The following is a 22374-nucleotide window of genomic DNA, read 5'->3' as shown; positions in this document are numbered from 1 at the left end:
GAGGACCGGAACATGAAATATGTATTGAACACTGAGAATTATCATAACTTTGATATGATTCAGGACAATACCCTGCCATCCAGAAGCTATTTTATCCCCTTCAGCCGTAAGGAACGGATGGAGGGAATTGAGACCAGGGAAAAGAGATACCGCTCTGACAAGGTTGAAGTGCTGAACGGCGAATGGGATTTCTGCTTTATCCGGGATCCGAAGGAACTGCCCGCAGTGCTGGATACGGACGATCTGGCGTTTGACCGGGTACAGGTGCCGTCCTGCTGGCAGTTTACCGGTTATGCAAAGCCGTTCTATCTAAATACCAGATACCAGTTTCCGTTCAGGCCGCCTGTGATCCCCACGACTGAAAAAGCAGGCAGGATTTTCTTCACGACGGGTGCAGACGTCAAACCGGGACTGCATTGGATCACGCCGGAAGATGAGTACAATTCTGTCGGTGTGTACCGCCGTTTTATCCATATAACGGACAAGCCCGGGAAAGCTATTATTTCTTTCCTGGGCGTGGCCAGCTGCATTGACCTGTACCTGAATGGCTCTTATGTCGGCTATTCCGAAGGGAGCCACAACACCTGTGAGTTCGACCTGATCCCCTTCCTTACGGAGGGCGCGAATGAGCTTGTCTGTGTTGTCCACCGCTGGTGCACCGGAACATACCTGGAGTGCCAGGATATGTTCCGGAATAACGGTATTTTCCGGGACGTTCTTTTGTTCCTCTGCGATGAAACCGATATTTTCGATTTCTCTTTCACTCCTTATTATACCCAGGGAAGGTATCGCGCAGAGATCAGGGTGCAGGGCATTGGCAGCGCATCCTGCCGGATCTCGCTGAAAGGTCCGGGTATTGAAAAAGAAGCGACGCTTGCGATCAGCGGGGAAGAGTCCGGCGCAGTCAGCTTTGAAGGCCTTGAGCCCGTGGAGTGGAACGCCGAATATCCCGTTCTTTACGAGCTGCTGCTGGAAACTGAAAGCTGCGCGGTCAGCACAAAGGTGGGATTCAGGCGCGTCAGCATTGAGGGAAATCTCTTTAAGCTGAACGGTCATCTGCTGAAGCTCAAGGGAGTCAACCATCACGATACCACGCCAGATGCCGGCTATACGATGACCGCAGCAGAGATCGTGAGGGACGCTGAGCTGTGCAAGGAATATAACATTAACACTATCCGAACGTCCCACTATCCGCCGGATCCGCTGCTTCTGGAACTGGCGGACGAACTGGGACTTTACATCATCGACGAGGCGGACATTGAGACGCACGGCGCCCAGACAATGACATTTCCGCCCGACTTCAGCCGGATCAGCAAAGACCGTAAATGGGCATCACACTATGTAAAACGGGCTGAACAGATGTTCGAACGGGACAAAAACCATCCTTCCATTATCATGTGGAGCCTGGGAAACGAATCCGGCGGATATGCCTGCCAGGATGAGATGGCGGCTTTCCTCAAATCCCGTTCCGGACTCCCGATTCATTATGAAGGAGCGGTACACTCCAAAAAGATCGCTTACGATGTGGCAAGCCAGATGTATCCTCCGTCTGAAGACCTGCACAGGATCGGGGAGGGCACGCATAAACAGCGCGCGTTTCTGGACAGGCCGTATTTCCTTTGCGAGTATGCCCATGCCATGGGACTTGGTCCGGGCAGCGCGGAGAACTACTGGAAAGAGATCTATGCCTATGACAACCTGCTGGGAGGCTGCGTGTGGGAGATGAATGACCACGCGGTTCGGCACGGGGACGGGAGCTATACATACGGCGGCGATCACGGCGAGTATATGCACGACGGGAATTTCTGCGTCGACGGGCTCTTTTTCCCGGACAGGACACCGTCTTCCGGCGCGAAGCATATCCGGTTCGTTTACCGGCCGATCCGGGTCAGCTATTGCGGGCAGAACCGCTTTGAGGTCTTCAATACAACCGCTTTTTCTGACGGAAGCAGGTATCTGCTGCGTTTCTCTGCGGACGGAGCGATCTTCCACGAAGAAGCTTATTCCGTGCCCCCTCTCAGCAAAACAGTTATTTCCATTCCGCTGCCGGAGCATGACAGCGAAACCGACTTTTTCATCGATACAGAGACGGTGGATACGCTCACAGGAAGGACTGCGTCCGTTGAGCAGCTTATTCTGAACGAGTGCTTCCGAAAAGCCGGTGAGCTGAAAAGAGCAGCGCTTCCAAAGGATTTTGCCGTGGATGAACAGGGCCGTGTTTCATTCGGCGTGCTGAACTCAGCGCAGGAGGATACACTGCTTTACCGGGCGGCTACGGACAATGACGCGCCGCTTCTGGGAATGATTCCACAGGCCCTGAATGTTCAGCAATTCTATCACACAGAGGAGAAGATTACCGGCATCGACAGGGAAGACGGACGGATCGAGGTCAGGAAGGAGCTTGCCTGCGGAAAGCTGCGCTTTGAGGAAACAACAGCCTATATCGGCACAGAAGAGGGCGTCCTTGTCCGGTGTACGCTCCATCCGGTGAGGGGCAGGGCACTGCTCCCCCGATATGCCAAGGCGTTCCGCCTGGAAGAAGCATATGACCTGGTATCCTACTACGGCCGCAGCAGTGAGAGCTATGCTGATATGAAGGAGCATGCACCTGTTGCACATGTGGAATGCCGCGTGTCTGATATGGTTGAGCCTTATATCCGCCCGCAGGAATCCGGAAACCGGGCAGACACGAGACTTGCCGCGCTCTCGGATGGGCGGAAGGCATACATATTTGAGGCGGTTGAAAACGCGTTCGAACTGGGGATCAAACCCTATTCCGACAGGGAACTGATCCCGATGCGTCACAGGGAGGATGCCGTTCGCAGCGGTACCTATGCGGCTGTTTCCATGTTCCAGGCCGGGATCGGAAGCGGAAGCTGCGGACCGATTGCCGGGGCTCCATACCAGTATCCCATGACGAGAGACTATCATTTTTCCTTTCTGATCAGAAAAGAAAGCGTGCACGCGGACGATGTTTTCGGAGAAACTGTTTAGGAAGAAAAACGAAATTTATGTTTGATTTTTTACATGAGGATGTATATAATGTGAAATCATGTAACCAAGACATGCTGAATGAAATGAAAATATGTAACTATTAATCTGATGACTGAAATTAATGAATAAAAAGAACGGACAAAAACTGTAAAAACCTATATTTTTCAAGCAGTGTATTCGAAAGAATACACTAATTTTATTGTAATATCATCGTTTTTTGGGTATAATGGGTTGTCAATTATCATAGCATAATGTGATAATCGAAAATTTGTAATGAGAAATCAGAAACCCGCAAAAGAGTGCTGAAACGGGACCAATGACGCTTGCTGGACCGCGGAAGCATTCTGTCACAGTTTTTTGTGCGGCAGCCTGAAATTTCAGGCCGCGCGGCGGAGCTATGCCATGAAAGGAAATATGTTTACTTACTGCCTATTTTGTGAAACGAACAAGACCGGTTACATTTCCCGGGCAGTCAGCGAAATGACCGGCTGCAGGGCATTATGTCCGAAACAGATTCAGCATACCTGGGCTAAAGGCGGCGGGACAAGAGACCGGGTCAATGACCTGATGCCGGGATATGTTTTCCTCTATTATGAGGATAAAGCGGACATTTCACTGCTGCATTCCGTGCAGGGAGTAATCCGGTGCCTGTCGAGTACAGCGGGAGAATATGAGCTGACCGGACCGGACGAACAGTTTGCGATGATGCTGCTGGAAAAGGACGGCGTGATCGGAAAAACGCCGGTTTACCGGGAAGGACAGATGATCCGGATGACCGGAGGTGCGTTCAGCGGTGTAACCGCCAGGATCCTGAAGGTGGAACGGCGGCTTTCGCGGATGCAGATTGAGATTCCCTTCGCCCGGCAGCTGGTGAAGACCTGGGTTGAATATGAAATAGTGGAACCGGAAAGTAAATAAAAAGAAACAGAGTGTCAGATAGCTTGATAAACCAGGAGAGAAAACTGATGAAGAATAAAGAGAAGATCACAGGACTGACGGAAGAAATGACCGGCATTTCTGTACGGAATACAGCCCCGGCAGCCGAAGGGCCCGCCCAGGAGTACTATTCCGGAATAGATTGGGTCTCTGTGCTGTTCCGCCTGCTGGAGAAGATTCACTGGATCGTCCTGGCGGCGCTGATCGGAGCGCTTATCGCCTGGTTTTACGTGACACGCCTTGTGACTCCTGTTTACCAGGCAACCTCCAAGATCTATATCGCAGGATCAGATACGACGATTTCCCTTTCAGACCTGCAGCTGGGTTCCACACTGGCTACAGACTACCAGGAAGTGTTCAAAATCTGGCATGTCCATGAGATGGTGGATGAAAGGCTGGACCTGGACTACAGCTATTCACAGCTGGAAAAAATGGTTTCAGTCAGCAACCCCAGCGGATCCCACCTGCTTTACATCTACGTCAAATCATCTGTTCCCGAAGAGGCAAAACTGCTGGCGGACACTTACGCTGAAGTGGTTCAGGATTATATAGCCAACAAGATGGAACTGCGCAAGCCGCAGATCCTTGAAAAAGCCCGGACGCCGATCAAACCCATCTATCCCAACGTGAATGCCACGATTGCGAAAGGCGCGGTGCTCGGCGGGTTGGGGATCATGCTGATCTTCCTGTTTATCATTCTCCTGGATGACCGGATCCGGTCCGGGGAAGACATCACAAAGGCGGTGGACCTGCCCGTGTTCGGCGCTGTAACCCGCCAGAACATGGAGCGGAACGCGGCAGAACTGGGCGCGGACATGCCGCGGAATCCGGCGTTTGCTGACGGGAAACACCAGGCGGTATTCCGCGGAAACCTGAAGCTGGATTACGCCGGCGAAGAAGCCATCAACGCCGTCTGCTCGAGCATGTCGTTTACAGGCAAAAACCTGAAGCGGGTACTGGTCAGCAGCTGCGGTGCCAATGAAGGGAAAACCTTTGCCACCATCCAGATCGCCATCGGCATGACCCGCCGCGGCGCGCGTGTCCTGCTGATCGACGCTGACCTGCGCCTGTCGGTGATGAAGGAGAAATATGATATTCATTTCGGCGGTCAGCCTACCGGACTGGCACACCTGCTGTCGGGCCAGTGCGCGCTGGAGGACGCCATCTATCATACAAACATCCCGGGGCTGGACCTGCTGCCTGACGGCGCCAGTATCAAAACGCCCCTGGCGCTTCTGACATCGGCGGAGTTTGACAGTCTGATGGCAACGGTCGGCAGGGATTATGATTTTGTGATCGTGGATACTCCGCCCCTGGGCGTGGTGGTTGACGCGGCTGAAATATCCCGCCGGTGCGACGGAAGCCTCCTGGTGCTCGAATACAACAGGACCCACGGGAAGGCCCTGAAGGAAGCGGTCCGGCTGCTCCGCCGGACGGGAACACCGGTGCTGGGATGCATCCTGAATAAGACTGCTGTGAGCCGGATTGGCAAAAGCGGCTATTCCTACTACTACGGCGGGAAGAACGGATACGGGAAACAGGAAACAAAAGCGGGCAGGCATCCTGTCCGGATCAAAAAAGGAAACTGACTGCCGTGGATAACCATCGGAAGACAGTACTGCTGAGGGCAGTGATCATCCTGCTGATCGCAGGAGCGGCACTGGCGGCCCTGATCGGGCTGACAGACCGGTCCTGGTCAGACAGGTACCAGCTTCGGGAAAACCGTGAGACAGGCAACCAGGCTTTCATGGATGAAGGCATTGTTGAATGGAACGGGGAGAGATACCGGAAAAAGCCGGCGCTGACGCTGATACTCCTGGGCGGCATCGACAAGGACGGAACGGAGGCGGCTTCGCCCCGGGTCAATTACCGGAACGGCGGACAGGCGGACTTCCTGATGCTGCTGGCGATCGATCACGGGGAAAAGAAAATCCACCAGCTCCAGATCGATCGGGACACCATGGCGCAGGTCACGGTGCTGGGTGTATACGGCAATGAGACCGGAACCCGGGAACTGCAGATCTGCCTGGCCCACAGCTTCGGCGCAAACCCGGAGGACAATGCCAGGTATACTGTCCGGGCAGTCAGAACGCTGCTGGACGGCCTGGAGATCGACGGTTACTACATGGTCGATTACAGTGCGGTTCCCGCACTGACGGATGTACTGGACGGCATTTCCGTAAAAATCCCGGATGATATGACCGCAGTGAATCCTGAATGGTATAAGGGACATACGATCACCCTGACGGGGAAGGAAGCTGAGACCTTTGTCCGGACCCGGAAAACCGTCGGAAGCGGAACCAACGCGGAACGTATGGAACGCCAGGCGGTTTATATGCGAAGTGTGATCGACAGGATTCACCAGAAGCTTTCGGAGGATCAGGATTTTGCTTCGGAACTGGTTTCCGCGTTTCATTCCGCCGCGGTCACGGATATGACAGACCAGCGGCTGATGGAGGAGATCAGCAAGGCAAGAACATACGAGGTTCTGCCGGTTGACCGGCTTCCGGGCAGCTACACCCAGGATGAAAGCGGTTTCATTGAGTTTTATCCGGAGGGAGACAGCGTGACAGAATGGATCATGAACCATCTGTACAGCGTCCGGTAAAACACCCAAAGAGAATCAAACGCAGGAGATCCTGCGGGCCAATAAGCAACGACAAGAAAGGAAAGACCACCATGAAAAGAACACTGATCACCCTCATCGCCCTGCTGCTCGCTGTGGTGCCGGTTATCGCGGCTGCCACCAATTCCCGGTCCAACACAGATATTCCCAAAACCGTTGTGACAAATGTAGTGGCTGAGGATGAGACGGAAGAAGTGGTCCCTCCTGTTGTTGAGATCATTCCGGACACACCGGAAGTGCAGGAACTCCAGGAGATCCTGAGGACCATATACCGCCTCACGATCTATTACGTTTACGCGGACGGCAGCACAGCATCGCAGACATATGACGCTATGCTCCAGGCAGGAACGGAATACAGCGTGGCATCCCCGGAAATCAAGGGATTTACGCCTTCTGTTGAAACTGTTGCGGACGTTATGCCGATGCGGGATATGGAATATACCGTTGTGTATGTTTCGCCTGAGGCGGATGTTTCCGCGTTCCCGTACGCTGAGATGGAGGAGCTGTTCACCATTGAGGATTATGAAGCTCCCACCGGACTTGGCTTCTCCGTCAGCAACGTAGGTATCTGCTTCGAATAAGCTGAAAAGGCAGCAAGAATCAACAAGGAGGCACCACCCCAATGAAAAAATGGCTCGGCATCCTTCTGGCCTGTATCCTGGTCCTGAACCTGTTTTCCGCCCTGGCTGAAGGAACGGATTCCCCGGAGAACACAGAGGGACAGGATTACCGGGTATCCTATGACTACAATGACCTGACCATCGGCAATCCCACACAGATGAACGGACAGTTCTTTACCGCACTGTGGGGAAGCAATACCAGTGATATTGACGTCCGGCAGCTGACTGCCGGGTACAACCTGATCCGTTGGGACGGAGATAAGAGCGTTTTCCGTTTCGACCACACGGTTGTCAGCGGCGCCACCATCGGTGATGACCGGGAAGGCAACCGGAGATATCTGATCTCCCTGTATAAGGACCTGTATTATTCCGACGGCACCCGGATCAGTGCGTGGGACTACGCTTTCTCCGTATTGCTTCAGGCGAGCCCGCTGATCGAAAAGCTGGGCGGTATCCATTCGGACCTGAGCTATCTTGAGGGCTATGAAGACTATGCCGCGGGCCGGACAAACACGCTGAAAGGCCTGCGCGTGATTAATGACAACCAGATTGTCTTTGTTGTCAAAAAGGAAGCACTTCCATATTTCTACGAACTGTCCCGGTTCAGTTTCAATCCTTACCCGATCAGCGCGATTGCTCCTGGATGCAAAGTGTATGACAGCGAGGAAGGGGCCTATATTGCCGGAGAAAACCCGGAAGAGAATCCCTTCACGGAGGAACTGCTCCGGGAGACAATCCTGACCCCGGAAACAGGATACCTGGTTCATCCGGCTCCCGGATCCGGACCTTACACGATCCTGTCCTTTGACGGAAAAACCGCGCGGTTTGAAGTCAATCCCTGGTACAAGGGCGATGAGGACGGATCAAAGCCGAGGATCAAAAACCTGACCTATACCCTGGCCCACAATGAGGACATGGTTGAGGAACTGAGCAAAGGGACCTACGCGCTGCTGAATAAGGTGACGCTTGCGGACGCGATCCGGCAGGGCCTGGAGCTTTGCGCGACCACCGGAGAGTTTACCCGCGCGGTGTATCCCCGCACAGGACTGACCTATTTCTATTTCCTGCCGGGAAGTGATGCTGCCCAAAGCGGCAAGCTCCGCCGGGCCCTGGCAAGCTGCCTGAACAAAACCGAATTTGTCCGCCGGTATGTCGGCTATTTCGGCCTGGAAGCGGACGGACTCTACGGCCTTGGACAGTGGATGTACCAGCTGGCTTCCGGACAGATGCCTTATCCGGAAGAAGAAACAAAGCACAGGAATGGAACGCAGACTACCGCCCATAAAGGCGCCGGCTGGGAAGATATCAACCTGGACGGCCTGACCCGGTATCCCTTCGACATTGAGCAGGCTGCCGCACTTCTCAGCGAGGATGGATGGAACCTGAACGAGCAGGGAGAGGCTTTCGTACCGGGAACCGACAATATAAGGTACAGGCAGACAGAAGAAGGACTGAAACCGCTTGAACTGACCATTGCCTATACAGGAACCGCGGAAGTGGAACAGCCGCTGAAGGAGTACTTCGTGGACAATCTGGAGAAGGCCGGCATTAAAGCCAACCTGGTTCCCACGTCACTGTCCCGGATCGAAGAGGTTTTCGGCGGAAGTATTGATGAAGACTATGACCTGCTCTACCTGGGCAATAACTTCTCCTTTGTCTTTAATCCGGCAATGATCTTCAGCAACGGCGCGTCCCGGAAACAGGACAACGACGCACCGGACAGCATCCCGGCCGTTCATGAGGAGCTTCGTGACCTGGCACTGGAGATGGACCGGACTGAGCCGAATGACATGTTTGGCTACATGAAGAAGTGGGTTGCCTTCCAGGAACGCCTGAGCGAAACCCTGCCGATCCTGCCGGTATATATCAACGTCTATTTCGATTTCTCCACCGTTGAACTGCAGAACTACTGGATCGCGGACCACACCACCTGGGCAAGCGCCATGATTGCCGCACGGATGTCCAGGGGAAAGATCACAAGCGAGGAAATGGCGGAACTGCTTGAAGACTATAACCGCATGAAGGACAGCGATACCATCGGCGAGGCGATCCTTTTACGTTCCGCCCATCAGGAAAAAACAGCCCCGGATGCATCCGCCGGTGCGCTCGCGGGCTTCCCGAAGGACATTCAGGACCAGATCCCGGCGGAATACCGCACGGTCAACGAATTTATTACCGCCACCATCAGCGATGATTACCGGAACGTGAAATCCGCTGAGATCCAGTTCGGGTTTGAAACAAAGTACACAGCGGGTGAAACGGTCTATCTCATTTTCGGTATTATAGGCGAAAAAGAAACCGAATGGATCGTTAGCAAGGCGGGAGTCCTTGAAAACGGCAGCGTCAGCGTTGAACTGCAGAAGGATCAGCTGGACAAGCTTGCCGGAAAACCGTTCGCGCTGGTTGCTGTCAGCAAACAGTAACAGGAAGGCTCTTCAGCATGCCTGAGATCGCAGTACACTATTTTTTCGGAGAACGTGTCCTGAAGGAACTTCCGCAGGAGATCCGGGAACGGATCCATCCGGTTCTGTACCGGACGGGCCTTCGCGGCCCGGATCCCCTGGGCGTCATCCGCTTCTGGTGCCCGCCCGTATGGAAAAGATTCCACGGATGGAGCAGCGAAATGCATAACCGCCATTGCGGGAAATTCTTCCGCTGGCTGTCACAGGAAACGATGAACCAGACGGGTATCCTCCGGGAACAGTTGTTTTCCTATGAGTGCGGATTCCTGACACACTACTTCCTGGACAGCACCTGTCACCCTTATGTCATTTACCGTGCAGGTTCTGGGAAAGAGTATTCCGGCAATCACCGGTCCCTTGAACACGCGATGGACCGGCTTGCGCTGGCCCGGAACGGGATGAAACTGAAAGACCGGCCGATCACCCGGAAAATCCTGTCCGGAAACGGTCTTCCGGAAACAATGAGGGAATCCATTGACGCGGTGTACGCGGAAACCTTTGGCTGGAAGAATGCCTGGCAGCGGATCAACCAGGCGCTGCAGGATGAGAAACGGTTTGCACAGATCATTGAAGATCCCGGGGGAATACTTGCCCGTGTCTTTAAGGGAGGGACCCCCGGCTCCCTCAGCTACGCTGAGAAAGCATATGTCAATGTGGATATTGAAAACGAAGATCACCGGGAATGGCATTATCCCTATGAAGAGGGCAGGACATCAACAAAGTCCTTCGCGGAGCTGACGGAGAATGCCGCACAGCAGGCCGGACAGGCTGTCCGTGAACTGTACCTGTACCTGGAAGGCAAAGGACCTTATCCCGAATCGATCGGGAACAGATCCTATGAAAGCGGCCTGGACGCAAAAGACCGGCGCAACCAAATGAAACCACAATGTGAGGTTTATCCAAGATAAACGCATTCGGAGACGACAGATGGAATACGTTCAACTGAACCACTCGGACCTGACAGTATCACGTTTCTGCATGGGCGGATGCCCCATGGGCGGATACCAGTGGGGAGAGACCAACCAGCAGGATTTTGTCAGAGCTATCCAGACGGGGCTGGAGGCCGGTGTCACATTTTTTGATACCGCGGATACCTATGGCCTTGGACAATCGGAAAAGACGCTGGCTAAAGGACTGGGCAACCATCGTAAGGATGTTGTGATCCAGACCAAATTCGGCGTCCGGGCAGGCAACGGAAAAACAGTGATCGATAATTCCCCCGCATGGATCCGGGAAGCGCTGGATCACTCCCTGAAACGCCTGAACACAGATTATATCGACCTGTATGTGGTTCATTACTGGGACCGGAAAACGCCTGCGGAAGAGATTATTGATGAACTGGAACGCCAGAAGGCTGCCGGTAAGATCCGCTATTTCGGCCTGTCCAATGTAAAGCCGAATGAACTGCCGCAGTGCGTACCGCACAAAGGACAGTTTGTGACAGCACAGCATGAGTTTTCCCTCTGCTGCCGGGATAAGGAAGGAGAACTCCGGCTGCTGGAAGCGGAAATGGATACGACGCCCATGACCTGGGGCAGCCTGGGACAGGGCATGCTGACCGGAAAGTATAAAGAAGGAGTCACCTTCCCGGTCAACGACCGCCGCAGAAGGGAAGTATACGTCAACTTCCACGGCGACAAACTGAAGCGCAACCTGAAGATCGTTGAGACGCTGAAGATGATCGCGGCGGTTCACAATGTGAGCTGTGCGGCAACAGCCATCCGGTTTATCATGGATTATCTGCCGACAGCCATTCCCATCATGGGTGTGAAAAATGCATTGCAGATGCAGGATAATCTTCGGTCCCTGGACTGGCATCTGTCACCGGAAGAGGTCAGCCTTCTGAACCGTGTTTCCCTTGAGGGAGAACATGAATCAGAGGAAAAAGGCATATGGCAAAAAGAATTCTGATCACCTGTACGGACTCCATGATGAAGCAGTTCCTGGAGCCGCATGTCAGGAATCTCGCGGAAAACGGGTATGAGGTGGAAATAGCCTGTTCCGAGGTGCTGAACCGGATGACGGAGGTCCGGCAGGACCTGGAGCGGCTTGTACCGGTTCATCAGCTGCACCTGAAACGAAGTCCGCTGGCAGTATCCAACGCCAGGGGATACAGGGAACTCAAAAAGCTCATAGACAGCGGCCGCTATGACCTGATCTGGACCAATGAACCCGTGATGGGGGTCGTAACCCGCATGGCCGCACGGAAAGCAAGGAAACAGGGAACCAGAGTCATGTACATGGTGCATGGCTTTCATTTCTATAAGGGAGCGCCGCTGCCCAACTGGATGCTGTTCTGTCCGGTTGAAAGGATGATGGCATCCAAAGCCGACTGCATCTGCACGATCAACCGGGAGGATTATGCCAGGGCCCGGAAAATGCGTACCCCCAGGGCTGCCTATATCCATGGCGTCGGGATCGATACAGACCGGCTGCGGCCAGGAGAAAACCCGACAGACCTGCGGAACGAGCTCGACCTCCCGAAGGAGGCTTTTCTGGTTCTTTCTGTCGGTGAACTGAACGCAAACAAAAACCAGCAGGTGATCATCCGGGCCATTGCCCGGATGAAGGATCCCGCCATCCATTATGTGCTCTGCGGAAAGGGAGACCAGCGGCAGAACCTTGAGGTGCTTGCTCGGGAACTGGACATTGCGGATCATATTCATTTTCTGGGATACAGAAAAGATATCGCGGATATCTGCCGGCAGAGCGATGTGTTTGCTCTGCCTTCCAGGCGGGAGGGCCTGCCGTTTGCAGCCATGGAGGCCATGTACTGCGGCCTGCCGCTGGTTAACTCCGGAATAAGGGGATTGACGGACATAACAGAGGACGGCGTCTCCGGATATATTTGTGATCCGGATGACGTCCGTCGTTACGCAGAGAGTATTCAAATACTGAAGATCAACCCCGGGAACAGGCAGCAGATGGGGGCACGCAATCAGAAAACCGTTGAAGCCTTTACCATCGACAGGACGAAGCAGGAGATCCTGCAGCTGATCCGGGAACTTCTGGATTAAACGGATATTACCAACAAAGGAGACAGAGCAAAACCGGTGATTATTTCAGCCGTATACCTGATCGTGCTGGTTGTGACGGTGACGTTTGGCATAATGGCACAGACGAATCCCAAAACCAGGATCTCCCGTACAGGAGCCTATTTGACAAGGCCCGACCCGGTCTTCGCTTTCACTGTGGCGGCAGTCCTGATCGCTGTGGCCGGACTGCGGTACCGGGTTGGCACGGATTATATGGCTTATTACCGGACCCGGGTCACAGACTGGCAAACGGTCTGGGATTACCTGATCCATTTCCGGGAACCGGGTATCCGGCTGCTGAGCAAAATATCCACGATGATCCTGGATGACGGGGCAACGCTGATCTTTATCTGCTCAATCATCATCATTGGAATATACAGCCTGATGATCTACCGGTACAGTCCCATGTACCTGGTCAGTGTGCTGATCTTTCTTTTTTTGGGCGACTGGACAGGCAGTTTCAACGGGATCCGCCAGTATCTTGCCGCCGCAATCGTGTTTGCCGGAAACCGGTATATCCTGAAACGCAGGTTTGTCCCTTATCTCCTGACGGTCCTGCTGGCGGTCCTGTTTCATAAATCAGCGATCATTATGATCCTGCCTTATTTTCTGTTTGCCAGGAAGCCGGACTTTACACAGTTTGCCATTCTGGCGGCCGGTGCCCTGATCATCCGCTTCTCCTATGAGATCGTGATCAACCTGATCGAGATGTTTAAGGGCACCATCATCGACTGGTCAGACGCGTATATGACACGCGACGTCAACCCCCTGAGAATTGCGGTCGGGTTTGTTCCGGTCCTCCTTTATTTCTCATCCTGTGACAGGAAGAAGATGACCCGTACGCAGGCGTTCTACATAAACGGCCTGCTCTTCAATGCTTTTGCCATGCTGGCCGGCATGGGCAGCGCGTATTTCGGACGGGTTGGAATCTATACCGGCGCAATGGTGTGTATCGGATACGGATATCTGTTCCAGATGATCCCCAGGAACAAACACCGGAATGTACTGATCCTGGTCACGCTTCTGGTATTCCTGGCCTATTGGGTCTATTCGCTGCAATCAGGAAGCCTTCGGGACTTCAGATGGATCTTTGAACGCTGAGTATAAAAACATGCAGGACAGAAAAAAACGTATTTTTATGGTCGGATACAGCGCCAACAGAGGCGGTGTGGAGACCTATATTGATCAACTGATCAGGGAACTGCCGCAGTATGAGATCATCTGCAGCTTTCCGGAAATGAATATCGATGGCAAGATATGGCGCAGGCCGCCAAACCGCCACCATTATATCCGGTACCGGCTTTTCTGGGACCGGTTTTTCCGCGAAAACCGTTTTGATGTCATATACTACAACACCTGTGATATCATCAGCCTGGATATGCTGCGGTTTGCAAAGCGCGCCGGTGTTCCCGTCAGGATCATACATTCGCATAACACCGGAAACCAGCAGGATATCGGCAAGAACCGGGGCCTGTTCCACCGGATGTCGGAGCGGATCAACCGAAAGAACCTGGACTGTTATACCACTCACTTGCTGGCCTGCTCTGAAGAAGCGGGAAGGTGGATGTTTGGCAGACGGCCGTTTACTGTGATCCGCAACGGTATAGATATCGAAAAGTTCAGGTACCGGACAGAAAGCAGAACAGCCATCCGGGAACAGTACGGGTTTGGGGAAAACCTGCTGGTTGGAGTCATCGGACGGCTGTCTGCCCAGAAGAATCCGGAGTATGCACTGCGTATTCTGGAGGCATTGTTCCGCATGGAACCTTCCGCCAGGGCTTTCTTTGCCGGAGACGGGCCCCTGCGCAAAGATATGATGGAATCGGCAGACAGGGCCGGGATCGGGAACCGGGTTCTTTTTACCGGTACGGTGGATAATGTCCCGGAATGGATGTCCGCAGCGGACGTGCTGCTGATGCCGTCCTTGTTTGAAGGATTTCCTTTTACCCTGGTTGAAGCGCAGACGTCAGGCCTTCCATGTGTTGTTTCATCAGCCATTTCACAGGAGGCGGACCTGACGGGTCTGATCCATTTTGTTGAACCGTATGCATCCGCGGAGGAATGGGCTGAGAAACTGCTGAAATGCGCAAAACAGAAAAGGACGGATTATACAGATAAGATTATTGCAGCCGGTTATTCTGCCCGGCATACAGCAGAACAGGTGAGAGAAATAATTGACGGCGGAGGCACAACACGAAACTGACAGCATATATCAGGAAAAGGATATGGAACATGAACCATGCACGGCTCAACAAACGGAACCGCGCCAGGTTTCATAATCCGGATGTATCCATTCTGTCCATGAACTGCATCGGAGGCGTGCTGGCACATGACCTGGGGATCCGCTTTAATTCACCGACGGTCAATCTGTATATGCGGGCGGAAGATTATATCCGGTTCTGTGAAAACCTGCCATACTATCTGTCTCTGCGGGAAATGCTCCCGTGCACAGATCCGGCCATGATTGGAGAAAGGACCTATCCTGTCGCATATCTTGGAGATCTGGTACTGTATCTGGTTCATTACGCTTCTGTGGAGGAGGCGAACCGGAAATGGCAGGAAAGAAAAACACGTCTCCATATGGACAATCTTGTCATCCTGGCAACAGACAGGGACGGCATGACAGAGGAACTGAAAGAACGATTTGAAAAACTTCCGTACAGGAAGGTGCTTTTCACAAAACAGCCGGATCCCACTCACCCGGACAGCATATATATTCCCGGGTATGAGACGGAAGAATCCCTGGGACTGGTCACGGATCCTGCCGGATGCCTGGGGAAACGGGTTATCGATCAGTTTGACTGGGTTGGTTTCCTGAACGGAGACAGGGACAGAAAAAAACAAGGATAATAGGAAAAGATGAATCATGAAACTTATCCCATTGATTTTGTCCTCTTCTGGGTTGATCCGGGGAACAAACAATGGCAGCAGGAAAAAGCAGAATACAGGGCTAAAGTGTTCGGAGACCAGAAGCAGGAAGCCGATCTGGCTATACGATACCGGGACTGGGACAACCTGCAGTACTGGTTTCGCGGCGTGGAAAAATACGCCCCATGGGTGCGGAAGATCTTTTTTGTTACCTGGGGCGCGGTTCCGGACTGGCTTGACACAACGAACCCGAAACTGGTGATTGTCAATGACCGGGAAATCCTGCCCGAAGGCTGCGCGCCGGTTTTCAGCCCTAACCCGAAAGAGATCAATCTCCACAGGATCCCGGATCTCAGTGAGCATTTTGTGTATTTCAATGATGATATGTTCCTGATCAGGGAAACGGATCCGACAGACTTCTTCCTGAACGGGCGGCCAAGGGAAATGGCGGTTTCATATCAGCTGGCTAATGATATGGATGGGGATTCCTTCCGGCATATGCTGTTCACCATGATGGGCGTGATCAACAGTTTCTTCTCCAAGAAGGAAGTGCAGCGCAGACATTGGCACCAGTGGTATACGCTGAAATACGGAGCACAGGTGATCAATACGCTGCGGACCCGGCCTTTCCGGTACTTTTCCGGGATCATGATCCCGCATCTGCCCAGTCCGATGCGCAAATCCACTTATGAGGAAGTATGGGAGAAAATACCGGAACTGCTGATGGAAACTTCTTCCCGACGGTTCAGGGATCCGTTGGATCTGACACAGTATATTTTTCGCTACTGGGCGATCTGCAAGGGGGAGATCGAACCCGCGAACATCTATAAGTATGGGAAAGAATACTTTATGGAGGACCTGGCACTTAAGGAACTCTGTGAAACCATCTCCAGGCAGAAATACAAGATGATTTGCATCAACGACAGCCGTAAAATCACTGATTTTGAGCGCTGCATCACCCTGATACAGAAATCGTTCGAGACACTGCTGCCTGAGCGCTCCTCTTTTGAAAAGGAAGAGGCAGATCCGCGGTAATTCATAAGAAAAACTGGGAAAACAAAGGATGCTATGAAAGACAATTCTTCATTTCAAATGACGATCACCTCTGAACGGAAGCTGCTTGATTTCAACCTGAAGGAGCTGATCCGGTACCGGGACCTGATCTTCCTGTTTGTGAAACGGGATTTTACCTCCCTTTACAAGCAGACGATCCTGGGACCGCTGTGGGCGATCATCCAGCCGCTGCTGACGACGATCGTTTTTACCATCATTTTCGGAAACCTGGCCGGCCTGACCACTGCCGATATTCCCGGAAACTTCGCAATTCCCGGGTTCCTGTTCTATATGTCCGGCAATATCTGCTGGACCTATTTTGCTAATACACTGAATGAAACGTCCGGTACCTTTATCCGGAACCGGAAAACCATGGGGAAGGTATACTATCCCCGGCTGGCAGCGCCGATTGCCACCGCCTGTTCCAACCTGATCGCCTTTGCGGTCCAGCTGATCATGTTTTTCGGCATCTGGCTGTACTTTCTCATCCAGGGCGGTACCAGTATCAGGATTACACCGATGCTGCTGATGCTGCCGCTGCTGATCCTGCAGATGATGCTGCTCTCGATCGGAACCGGGATCATTATCTCCTCTGTCACAACGAAGTACCGCGACCTGATGCACCTGGTAGGATTCGGGATCCAGCTCTGGCAGTACGCTTCGCCAATCGCCTACGGCCTGGAGCTGGTGCCGAAACAATACCAGGGGCTCTATATGCTGAACCCGGTGACTCCGATCATTACGACTTTCCGCTATGCCGTACTCGGATTCGGATATTTTCAGCCGGGGTATTATCTGCTCAGCTGGGGAATGACCCTGCTGATCTTCTTTATTGGACTTGTCCTGTTTCACCGGATCGAACGAACCTTTATGGATACTATTTGAGGGAAAGGGAAAACAGTCATTTCATGTCAACAATGATCAGGATTGACCATGTGTCAAAACAGTACCGGCTTGGACAGTTTGGAGAGACCTCGCTTCGGGATGTCCTGCAGCGGGCAAATGCACGCCTGCACAGACGGGAGGATCCCACAAAGAGAATTGGCGCCGACCGGATCTCCAATGAGCCGTTCATGGCTCTGGATGATATATCCTTTGACGTGAAGCAGGGAGAACGGGTTGGCATCATTGGCCGGAATGGCGCAGGAAAATCAACACTGCTGAAACTGATCTCCCGGATTACGGCACCGACCTCCGGTACCATCGGGCTGAACGGCCGTGTGGCCAGCATGCTGGAGGTGGGCACCGGATTCCACACGGAACTGACAGGACGGGAAAACATCTATATGAACGGTGCCATCCTGGGCATGAAGAAGCGGGAAATTGACCGGAAGCTGGACAGCATTATCGACTTTTCTGAATGCGAACAGTTTATTGACACGCCTGTGAAACGGTATTCCAGCGGTATGTATGTGAAGCTGGCGTTCTCGGTGGCGGCTCACCTGGACGCGGAAATCATGATTATGGATGAAGTGCTGGCTGTGGGGGATATGGCGTTCCAGAAAAAGTGCCTGGACAAGATGCAGACGGTGTCCCAGACGGAAGGCCGGACCATCCTGTATGTGAGCCATCAGATGGATACGATCCGAAGGCTTTGCGACCGGTGCGTGGTGCTGGATCATGGAAAGCTGACGTATCAGGGAGAAGTTCAGGATGCTATCAGCCGGTATATGAACATCAATACGGCTCAGTTTGAAAAGGAAGTGGACTTGGCCGGGCTGCCCAGCCAGAAGGGATGCACACAGCGGATCCGGTTGATTCACGCGAGCGTACTGAATGCGGAAGGCGTTTATTCCAGCACAGACCGGCTTCACCTGAAGGTGACAGTTGAGTCGGATGATACGTATGAAGACGTGAGGTTTATGTTTATCCTCTTCTACGCGGACGGAAGCCGGCTTGGGAAAACCGAATCACAGAACTTTACCGTATACAAGGGCCTGAATGAAACGGAAATCCGGATTCCCTGTGCGGGAATGGCGGATGGGATGTATTTCTACGAGATGAGTGTTTACCGGAAAAACGATGACGGACTGTGTGAAAAGTGCGACAGTGTTCCCAATGTGTTTCCTGTTACGATCTACAACACAGAAGCGTTCGGACTGAATACGGAAAAATGGAAAAGCGCCGCCTGGGGCCATTTTATGCTCAGGCCGGTTGAGATCAGCGGGACGGAACCTGTAACGGAGAGGCACAGCTTATGATTCCGAAAAAAATCCATTACTGCTGGTTCGGGGGAAAACCGAAATCCGGCCTGTACCGCAGGTGTATCGAAAGCTGGAAACGGTTGTGTCCGGATTATGAGATTATCGAATGGAACGAGGTCAACTTCGACCTCGGACGGTATCCGTACCTGCAGTGGTGCTATGACCGGGGAAAATGGGCATTCATTTCTGATTTTGCGCGGCTGATCATCCTGAAGGAGCAGGGCGGAATCTACCTGGATACGGACGTGGAACTGCTCAGGACCCTTGATGGACTGCTGAAGTACGGCGCGTTCATGAGCTTTGAAAACAATACATACATCAATACCGGAATCGGACTTGGCAGTGAACCCGCACATCCGGTACTGGATGTGCTTCTGCAGCCCTACCTTGAGATGGAACCCGATGGAGACGGTAATTTCAGCCTGGTTCCCTGCCCGAGGCTGAACACCCGGGAGCTGCTGCCCCTGGGCCTCAGACAGGATGGAACAAAGCAGCAGGTTTGCGGAGCGGAAATCCTGCCGGCGGATTACATGAATCCCTACGATGACCCCACAGGCAGACTGCATAAAACAGAAAACACGGTCAGCATTCACTGGTACGGAAAAAGCTGGATGAACAAAAGGACTATCCTGCGCAGCAAACTGACCAAACCGATTCACCGGCTTTTCGGCGTTGATGTGCTGGCAAAATACAGGAAGAAACGGTAACAGCCGTGATACGGGTATCGGTACAGAAAAGGCATAAAGGGAAAAAGGACAGGAATACATGATCAGCATTATTCTTGCGGTATATAACGGAGAACGGTTCCTGCGGGAATGCCTGGACAGCCTTCGGAACCAGACGGGCTGTGACCTGCAGTTTATCCTGGTGGACGACGGATCCACAGACGGGAGCGGACAGATCTGCGAGGAGTATGCCGGCAGCGATTCCCGATTTCTGGTTTTTCATACGGAAAACAGGGGACTGTGCAAGGCAAGGGAATACGGCATCGGGATCGCGGCGGAGCAAGGCGCAAAGTATATCGGATTCATTGACAGCGATGACTGGGCGGAGCCGGATATGTACAGGATTCTCCTGGAGGCGGCGGAAACGGCGGAAGCGGACGTGACGGAATGCGGATACTACCGCGAATATCCGGGCTTGACGGAAACATGGCTTCCGGGAGATTGCTGCGCAAATGCCGGTGACGCTCTGTATGACTTGTTGAAGGGCGCCTCTCACGACTATGTATGGAACAAACTGTGGCGGGCTGAACTGCTGGAAGGATTCCGGTTCCAGAGGGATGGGGCTTACGCGGATGACATGACTTTTACCTGGAAGATCTACACCCGGATCAAGTCCGTGTGTACGGTTCGTGAACCTCTGTATCATTACAGGCAGGTGCAGGGAAGCATTGTACACGCGCATAACACTAACCTGGTGAACCGATGGCGGGTCGCTCTGGAACGGTATAAAGGTCTGCAGGAAGAACCGAAGAAACTGATGACAGAGGAACAGTGGAAAACGGTGCGGGAGAACCAGATAAGAAACTGCGTGTTTATTGCGGGAAAAAACTGGCTGTACTGGCTGGAATACCCGAAAGAGGAGCGGGAAAAGTATCGTGAAGATCTGCGGGAGATGTCGTGTTTTGTCCGGGCAAATGTACCGACGTTCGGAGAGCCGGACTGGGAGACACCGCTGAAAATCTGCGCCTTCCTGGTCCGGTATCCCAACAAAGTTTCGCTTTTGCTGGCCCGCGGGATAAGTGTCCTGACGGCAGGCCGGAAGAAAAGATTGTATTGAGAAAAGGACAGAAACATTTCAGATGAAACCGATCCATGCAGGCGAGATCCCCAGGATATCCGTTATTATGGGGATTCATAACTGCGAGAAAACCCTGCGGGAAGCTGTGGATTCCATTTGCCGGCAGACCTATACCAACTGGGAACTGATTCTGTGGGATGACGGTTCCACAGACGGGACATACAAGATTGCGCAGGAGTACGCGGCGGAATATCCGGACCGGATCCGGGCCTTCCATGACAGGGAGAACCGAAAGCTGTCCCACGCGCTGAATGAATGTCTCTGCCGCGCGGAGGGTGAACTGATCGCCCGGATGGACGGGGATGATGTTTCCCGGCCGGAACGGCTGGAAAAGCAGGTGCGTTACCTGCAGGAACATCCGGAGACGGACCTGGTGGGAACGCAGATGATGCGCTTTGATGAAAAAGGAACAGCGGGCATCCTGCGGGCACCGCTGCAGCCGGAACCGGAGATGCTCCGCGGCGGAACACCGATCCACCACGCCACCATCCTGACCTATAAGACCGTTTATGAAGCACTGGGCGGATACGCGGAAAGCAAAACCGTGGAAGGCGTGGAGGATGTGGACCTGTGGTTTCGCTTTTTTGAGAAGGGATTCAGGGCGGCAACACTGGATGAGGTTCTGTATGACGTCCGGATGAACCGGGATGCGCTGGAACGCCGGACACTGGGCAGGAGAATCCGGTCTATCCGGACCCGGGCAGCCGGGTATAAGCGCCTGGGATTTCCGAAAAGATGGCTGATCAGACCTGCCTGTGTGCTGCTGCTGAAAGGCCTGGCCCCCATGTGGGTCAAACGGATCAACACCAATCACCGGAGGCGGGAAACAGCGTAAAATGAATCGTTATAAAGAAAGGGTGAACCGGAGACTGCGGGACAACCCGGAGGTCAGGCGGCTGACGGGGGAGGAACTGGAAGCCATTCACAGCCGCTGCCTGCAGATGATGAAGGAAATCTGCGAATGCTGCCGGGAAAACGGGATCACCGCCGGCCTGGCCTACGGATCCGCATTGGGAGCAGTCCGCCATCAGGGCTTCATTCCCTGGGACGACGATATGGACCTGTATATCACCCGGCAGGGATTTGAGAAACTGAAGAAGATTTTTCGGGACCGCTTCGGTGACAGGTACATGCTTCACGCACCGAACTATCTTTCCGGCAACAAGGCCAGGGTGGGGCGCATTGAGGATCCCGGTGCCCGGATAGAAGACTATACGGGATGCGTTCACGGGGTACAGATCGATGTGTTCGTCCTGGAAAACATTCCGGACAACCCTCTGCTGTATTATCTTCACGGATTCCGATCCCTGCTTTACACCGCGGCCGCGGGTTTGGTGATCGATTATGAATATGCCCGGGAGGACCGGAAAGCACACGGGGGCAGGGGAAGAAAACCTGTTTCCGCGGAACAGCGTCTCCGGAGGTTTATAGGCTGGTGCCTGTCCTTCCATTCAGCGAAAAAATGGCTGAACCGGCTGGACAAGGTGAACCGGTATGCTTCGGAGAAAACAAGACGGGTGGGCATTCCGACAGGAAGGGATCATTACTTCGGTGAGATCTGGCAGCGGGAAGACATGACCCGGACGGAACCGATGCTTTTTGAAGGACACGAGTTTCCTGTTCCTGCAGGATACGACCGGTACCTGCGCGGACTGTACGGGGACTATACTGTGATCCCGCCGGAAGAAGAGCGGGAATATCATTATATCCGGTCAATCAACTTTGAAGAGAGACAACCATGATACTGAGAGCGTGACTGATACGGGAAGGAAT

General features: G+C 53.3%; 19 protein-coding genes. All 19 read left to right on the top strand.

Annotated features, from left to right (window positions below; all coding sequences use genetic code 11):
* Positions 1-12 precede the first annotated feature (12 nt).
* The 19 genes from JYE50_RS07285 (at position 13) to JYE50_RS07195 (ending at position 22343) form a co-directional block, all read left to right on the top strand.
* Positions 13-2994 carry a glycoside hydrolase family 2 TIM barrel-domain containing protein gene (locus JYE50_RS07285; protein WP_179138416.1) on the top strand — a complete coding sequence of 994 codons (2982 nt, stop codon included), beginning with the start codon at positions 13-15 and terminating at the stop codon, positions 2992-2994.
* Between the two features lie 402 nt (positions 2995-3396).
* Positions 3397-3912 carry a transcription termination/antitermination protein NusG gene (gene nusG / locus JYE50_RS07280; protein WP_143763674.1) on the top strand — a complete coding sequence of 172 codons (516 nt, stop codon included), beginning with the start codon at positions 3397-3399 and terminating at the stop codon, positions 3910-3912.
* A 47-nt stretch (positions 3913-3959) separates the two neighbouring features.
* Positions 3960-5519 (top strand): tyrosine-protein kinase domain-containing protein, encoded by a 1560-nt coding sequence (locus JYE50_RS07275; RefSeq protein WP_084096777.1) that lies wholly within the window; start codon positions 3960-3962, stop codon positions 5517-5519.
* A 5-nt stretch (positions 5520-5524) separates the two neighbouring features.
* Entirely contained in the window at positions 5525-6538 is a 1014-nt protein-coding gene (locus JYE50_RS07270; protein ID WP_084096778.1) for an LCP family protein, read from the top strand.
* Positions 6539-6609: 71 nt separating this feature from the next.
* Positions 6610-7137, top strand: a complete 528-nt coding sequence (locus JYE50_RS07265; RefSeq protein WP_084096779.1) for a hypothetical protein — start codon at positions 6610-6612, stop codon at positions 7135-7137.
* 41 nt (positions 7138-7178) lie between these two features.
* Complete coding sequence (locus JYE50_RS07260) at positions 7179-9599, top strand: ABC transporter substrate-binding protein (protein WP_084096780.1); 2421 nt, start codon at positions 7179-7181, stop codon at positions 9597-9599.
* Between the two features lie 17 nt (positions 9600-9616).
* Positions 9617-10546, top strand: a complete 930-nt coding sequence (locus JYE50_RS07255) for a zinc dependent phospholipase C family protein (RefSeq protein ID WP_084096781.1) — start codon at positions 9617-9619, stop codon at positions 10544-10546.
* Between the two features lie 19 nt (positions 10547-10565).
* On the top strand, positions 10566-11549 hold the full coding sequence (locus tag JYE50_RS07250; RefSeq protein WP_084096782.1) for an aldo/keto reductase: 984 nt from the start codon (positions 10566-10568) through the stop codon (positions 11547-11549).
* Positions 11531-12655, top strand: a complete 1125-nt coding sequence (locus JYE50_RS07245; RefSeq protein WP_084096783.1) for a glycosyltransferase family 4 protein — start codon at positions 11531-11533, stop codon at positions 12653-12655. Before JYE50_RS07250 ends, JYE50_RS07245 begins: the two co-directional genes overlap by 19 nt.
* Positions 12656-12691: 36 nt before the next feature.
* On the top strand, positions 12692-13774 hold the full coding sequence (locus JYE50_RS07240) for an EpsG family protein (protein WP_084096784.1): 1083 nt from the start codon (positions 12692-12694) through the stop codon (positions 13772-13774).
* 10 nt (positions 13775-13784) lie between these two features.
* Positions 13785-14876, top strand: a complete 1092-nt coding sequence (locus tag JYE50_RS07235; RefSeq protein ID WP_143763675.1) for a glycosyltransferase — start codon at positions 13785-13787, stop codon at positions 14874-14876.
* Between the two features lie 29 nt (positions 14877-14905).
* Positions 14906-15523, top strand: coding sequence for a DUF1919 domain-containing protein (locus JYE50_RS07230; RefSeq protein WP_084096786.1), 618 nt, complete (start codon positions 14906-14908; stop codon positions 15521-15523).
* Between the two features lie 9 nt (positions 15524-15532).
* Positions 15533-16576 carry a stealth family protein gene (locus JYE50_RS07225; protein ID WP_084096787.1) on the top strand — a complete coding sequence of 348 codons (1044 nt, stop codon included), beginning with the start codon at positions 15533-15535 and terminating at the stop codon, positions 16574-16576.
* A 33-nt stretch (positions 16577-16609) separates the two neighbouring features.
* Complete coding sequence (locus tag JYE50_RS07220) at positions 16610-17479, top strand: ABC transporter permease (protein WP_084096788.1); 870 nt, start codon at positions 16610-16612, stop codon at positions 17477-17479.
* 23 nt (positions 17480-17502) lie between these two features.
* Entirely contained in the window at positions 17503-18795 is a 1293-nt protein-coding gene (locus JYE50_RS07215; protein ID WP_084096789.1) for an ABC transporter ATP-binding protein, read from the top strand.
* Entirely contained in the window at positions 18792-19505 is a 714-nt protein-coding gene (locus tag JYE50_RS07210; protein WP_084096790.1) for a glycosyltransferase family 32 protein, read from the top strand. The genes JYE50_RS07215 and JYE50_RS07210 overlap by 4 nt, the downstream gene beginning before the upstream one ends.
* Positions 19506-19563: 58 nt before the next feature.
* Positions 19564-20580 carry a glycosyltransferase family 2 protein gene (locus JYE50_RS07205; protein WP_084096791.1) on the top strand — a complete coding sequence of 339 codons (1017 nt, stop codon included), beginning with the start codon at positions 19564-19566 and terminating at the stop codon, positions 20578-20580.
* A gap of 22 nt (positions 20581-20602) precedes the next feature.
* Complete coding sequence (locus tag JYE50_RS07200) at positions 20603-21436, top strand: glycosyltransferase (protein ID WP_084096792.1); 834 nt, start codon at positions 20603-20605, stop codon at positions 21434-21436.
* 1 nt (position 21437) lies between these two features.
* Positions 21438-22343 carry a LicD family protein gene (locus tag JYE50_RS07195; protein ID WP_084096793.1) on the top strand — a complete coding sequence of 302 codons (906 nt, stop codon included), beginning with the start codon at positions 21438-21440 and terminating at the stop codon, positions 22341-22343.
* Positions 22344-22374: the final 31 nt, after the last annotated feature.

It is taken from the genome of Aristaeella lactis (assembly GCF_018118585.1).
Lineage (GTDB): Bacteria > Bacillota > Clostridia > Christensenellales > Aristaeellaceae > Aristaeella > Aristaeella lactis.
This window is presented reverse-complemented; position numbering and strand designations above follow the sequence as displayed.

What these genes read in the sequence shown, in the direction of transcription:
- JYE50_RS07275 (WP_084096777.1), top strand. Translation starts at nt 3,960, where the DNA reads ATGAAGAATAAAGAGAAGATCACAGGACTGACGGAAGAAATGACCGGC.
- JYE50_RS07245 (WP_084096783.1), top strand. Translation starts at nt 11,531, where the DNA reads ATGGCAAAAAGAATTCTGATCACCTGTACGGACTCCATGATGAAGCAG.
- JYE50_RS07195 (WP_084096793.1), top strand. Translation starts at nt 21,438, where the DNA reads ATGAATCGTTATAAAGAAAGGGTGAACCGGAGACTGCGGGACAACCCG.
- JYE50_RS07220 (WP_084096788.1), top strand. Translation starts at nt 16,610, where the DNA reads ATGAAAGACAATTCTTCATTTCAAATGACGATCACCTCTGAACGGAAG.
- JYE50_RS07285 (WP_179138416.1), top strand. Translation starts at nt 13, where the DNA reads ATGAAATATGTATTGAACACTGAGAATTATCATAACTTTGATATGATT.
- JYE50_RS07235 (WP_143763675.1), top strand. Translation starts at nt 13,785, where the DNA reads ATGCAGGACAGAAAAAAACGTATTTTTATGGTCGGATACAGCGCCAAC.
- nusG (WP_143763674.1), top strand. Translation starts at nt 3,397, where the DNA reads ATGAAAGGAAATATGTTTACTTACTGCCTATTTTGTGAAACGAACAAG.
- JYE50_RS07260 (WP_084096780.1), top strand. Translation starts at nt 7,179, where the DNA reads ATGAAAAAATGGCTCGGCATCCTTCTGGCCTGTATCCTGGTCCTGAAC.
- JYE50_RS07225 (WP_084096787.1), top strand. Translation starts at nt 15,533, where the DNA reads ATGAATCATGAAACTTATCCCATTGATTTTGTCCTCTTCTGGGTTGAT.
- JYE50_RS07250 (WP_084096782.1), top strand. Translation starts at nt 10,566, where the DNA reads ATGGAATACGTTCAACTGAACCACTCGGACCTGACAGTATCACGTTTC.
- JYE50_RS07265 (WP_084096779.1), top strand. Translation starts at nt 6,610, where the DNA reads ATGAAAAGAACACTGATCACCCTCATCGCCCTGCTGCTCGCTGTGGTG.
- JYE50_RS07205 (WP_084096791.1), top strand. Translation starts at nt 19,564, where the DNA reads ATGATCAGCATTATTCTTGCGGTATATAACGGAGAACGGTTCCTGCGG.
- JYE50_RS07200 (WP_084096792.1), top strand. Translation starts at nt 20,603, where the DNA reads ATGAAACCGATCCATGCAGGCGAGATCCCCAGGATATCCGTTATTATG.
- JYE50_RS07210 (WP_084096790.1), top strand. Translation starts at nt 18,792, where the DNA reads ATGATTCCGAAAAAAATCCATTACTGCTGGTTCGGGGGAAAACCGAAA.
- JYE50_RS07255 (WP_084096781.1), top strand. Translation starts at nt 9,617, where the DNA reads ATGCCTGAGATCGCAGTACACTATTTTTTCGGAGAACGTGTCCTGAAG.
- JYE50_RS07215 (WP_084096789.1), top strand. Translation starts at nt 17,503, where the DNA reads ATGTCAACAATGATCAGGATTGACCATGTGTCAAAACAGTACCGGCTT.
- JYE50_RS07230 (WP_084096786.1), top strand. Translation starts at nt 14,906, where the DNA reads ATGAACCATGCACGGCTCAACAAACGGAACCGCGCCAGGTTTCATAAT.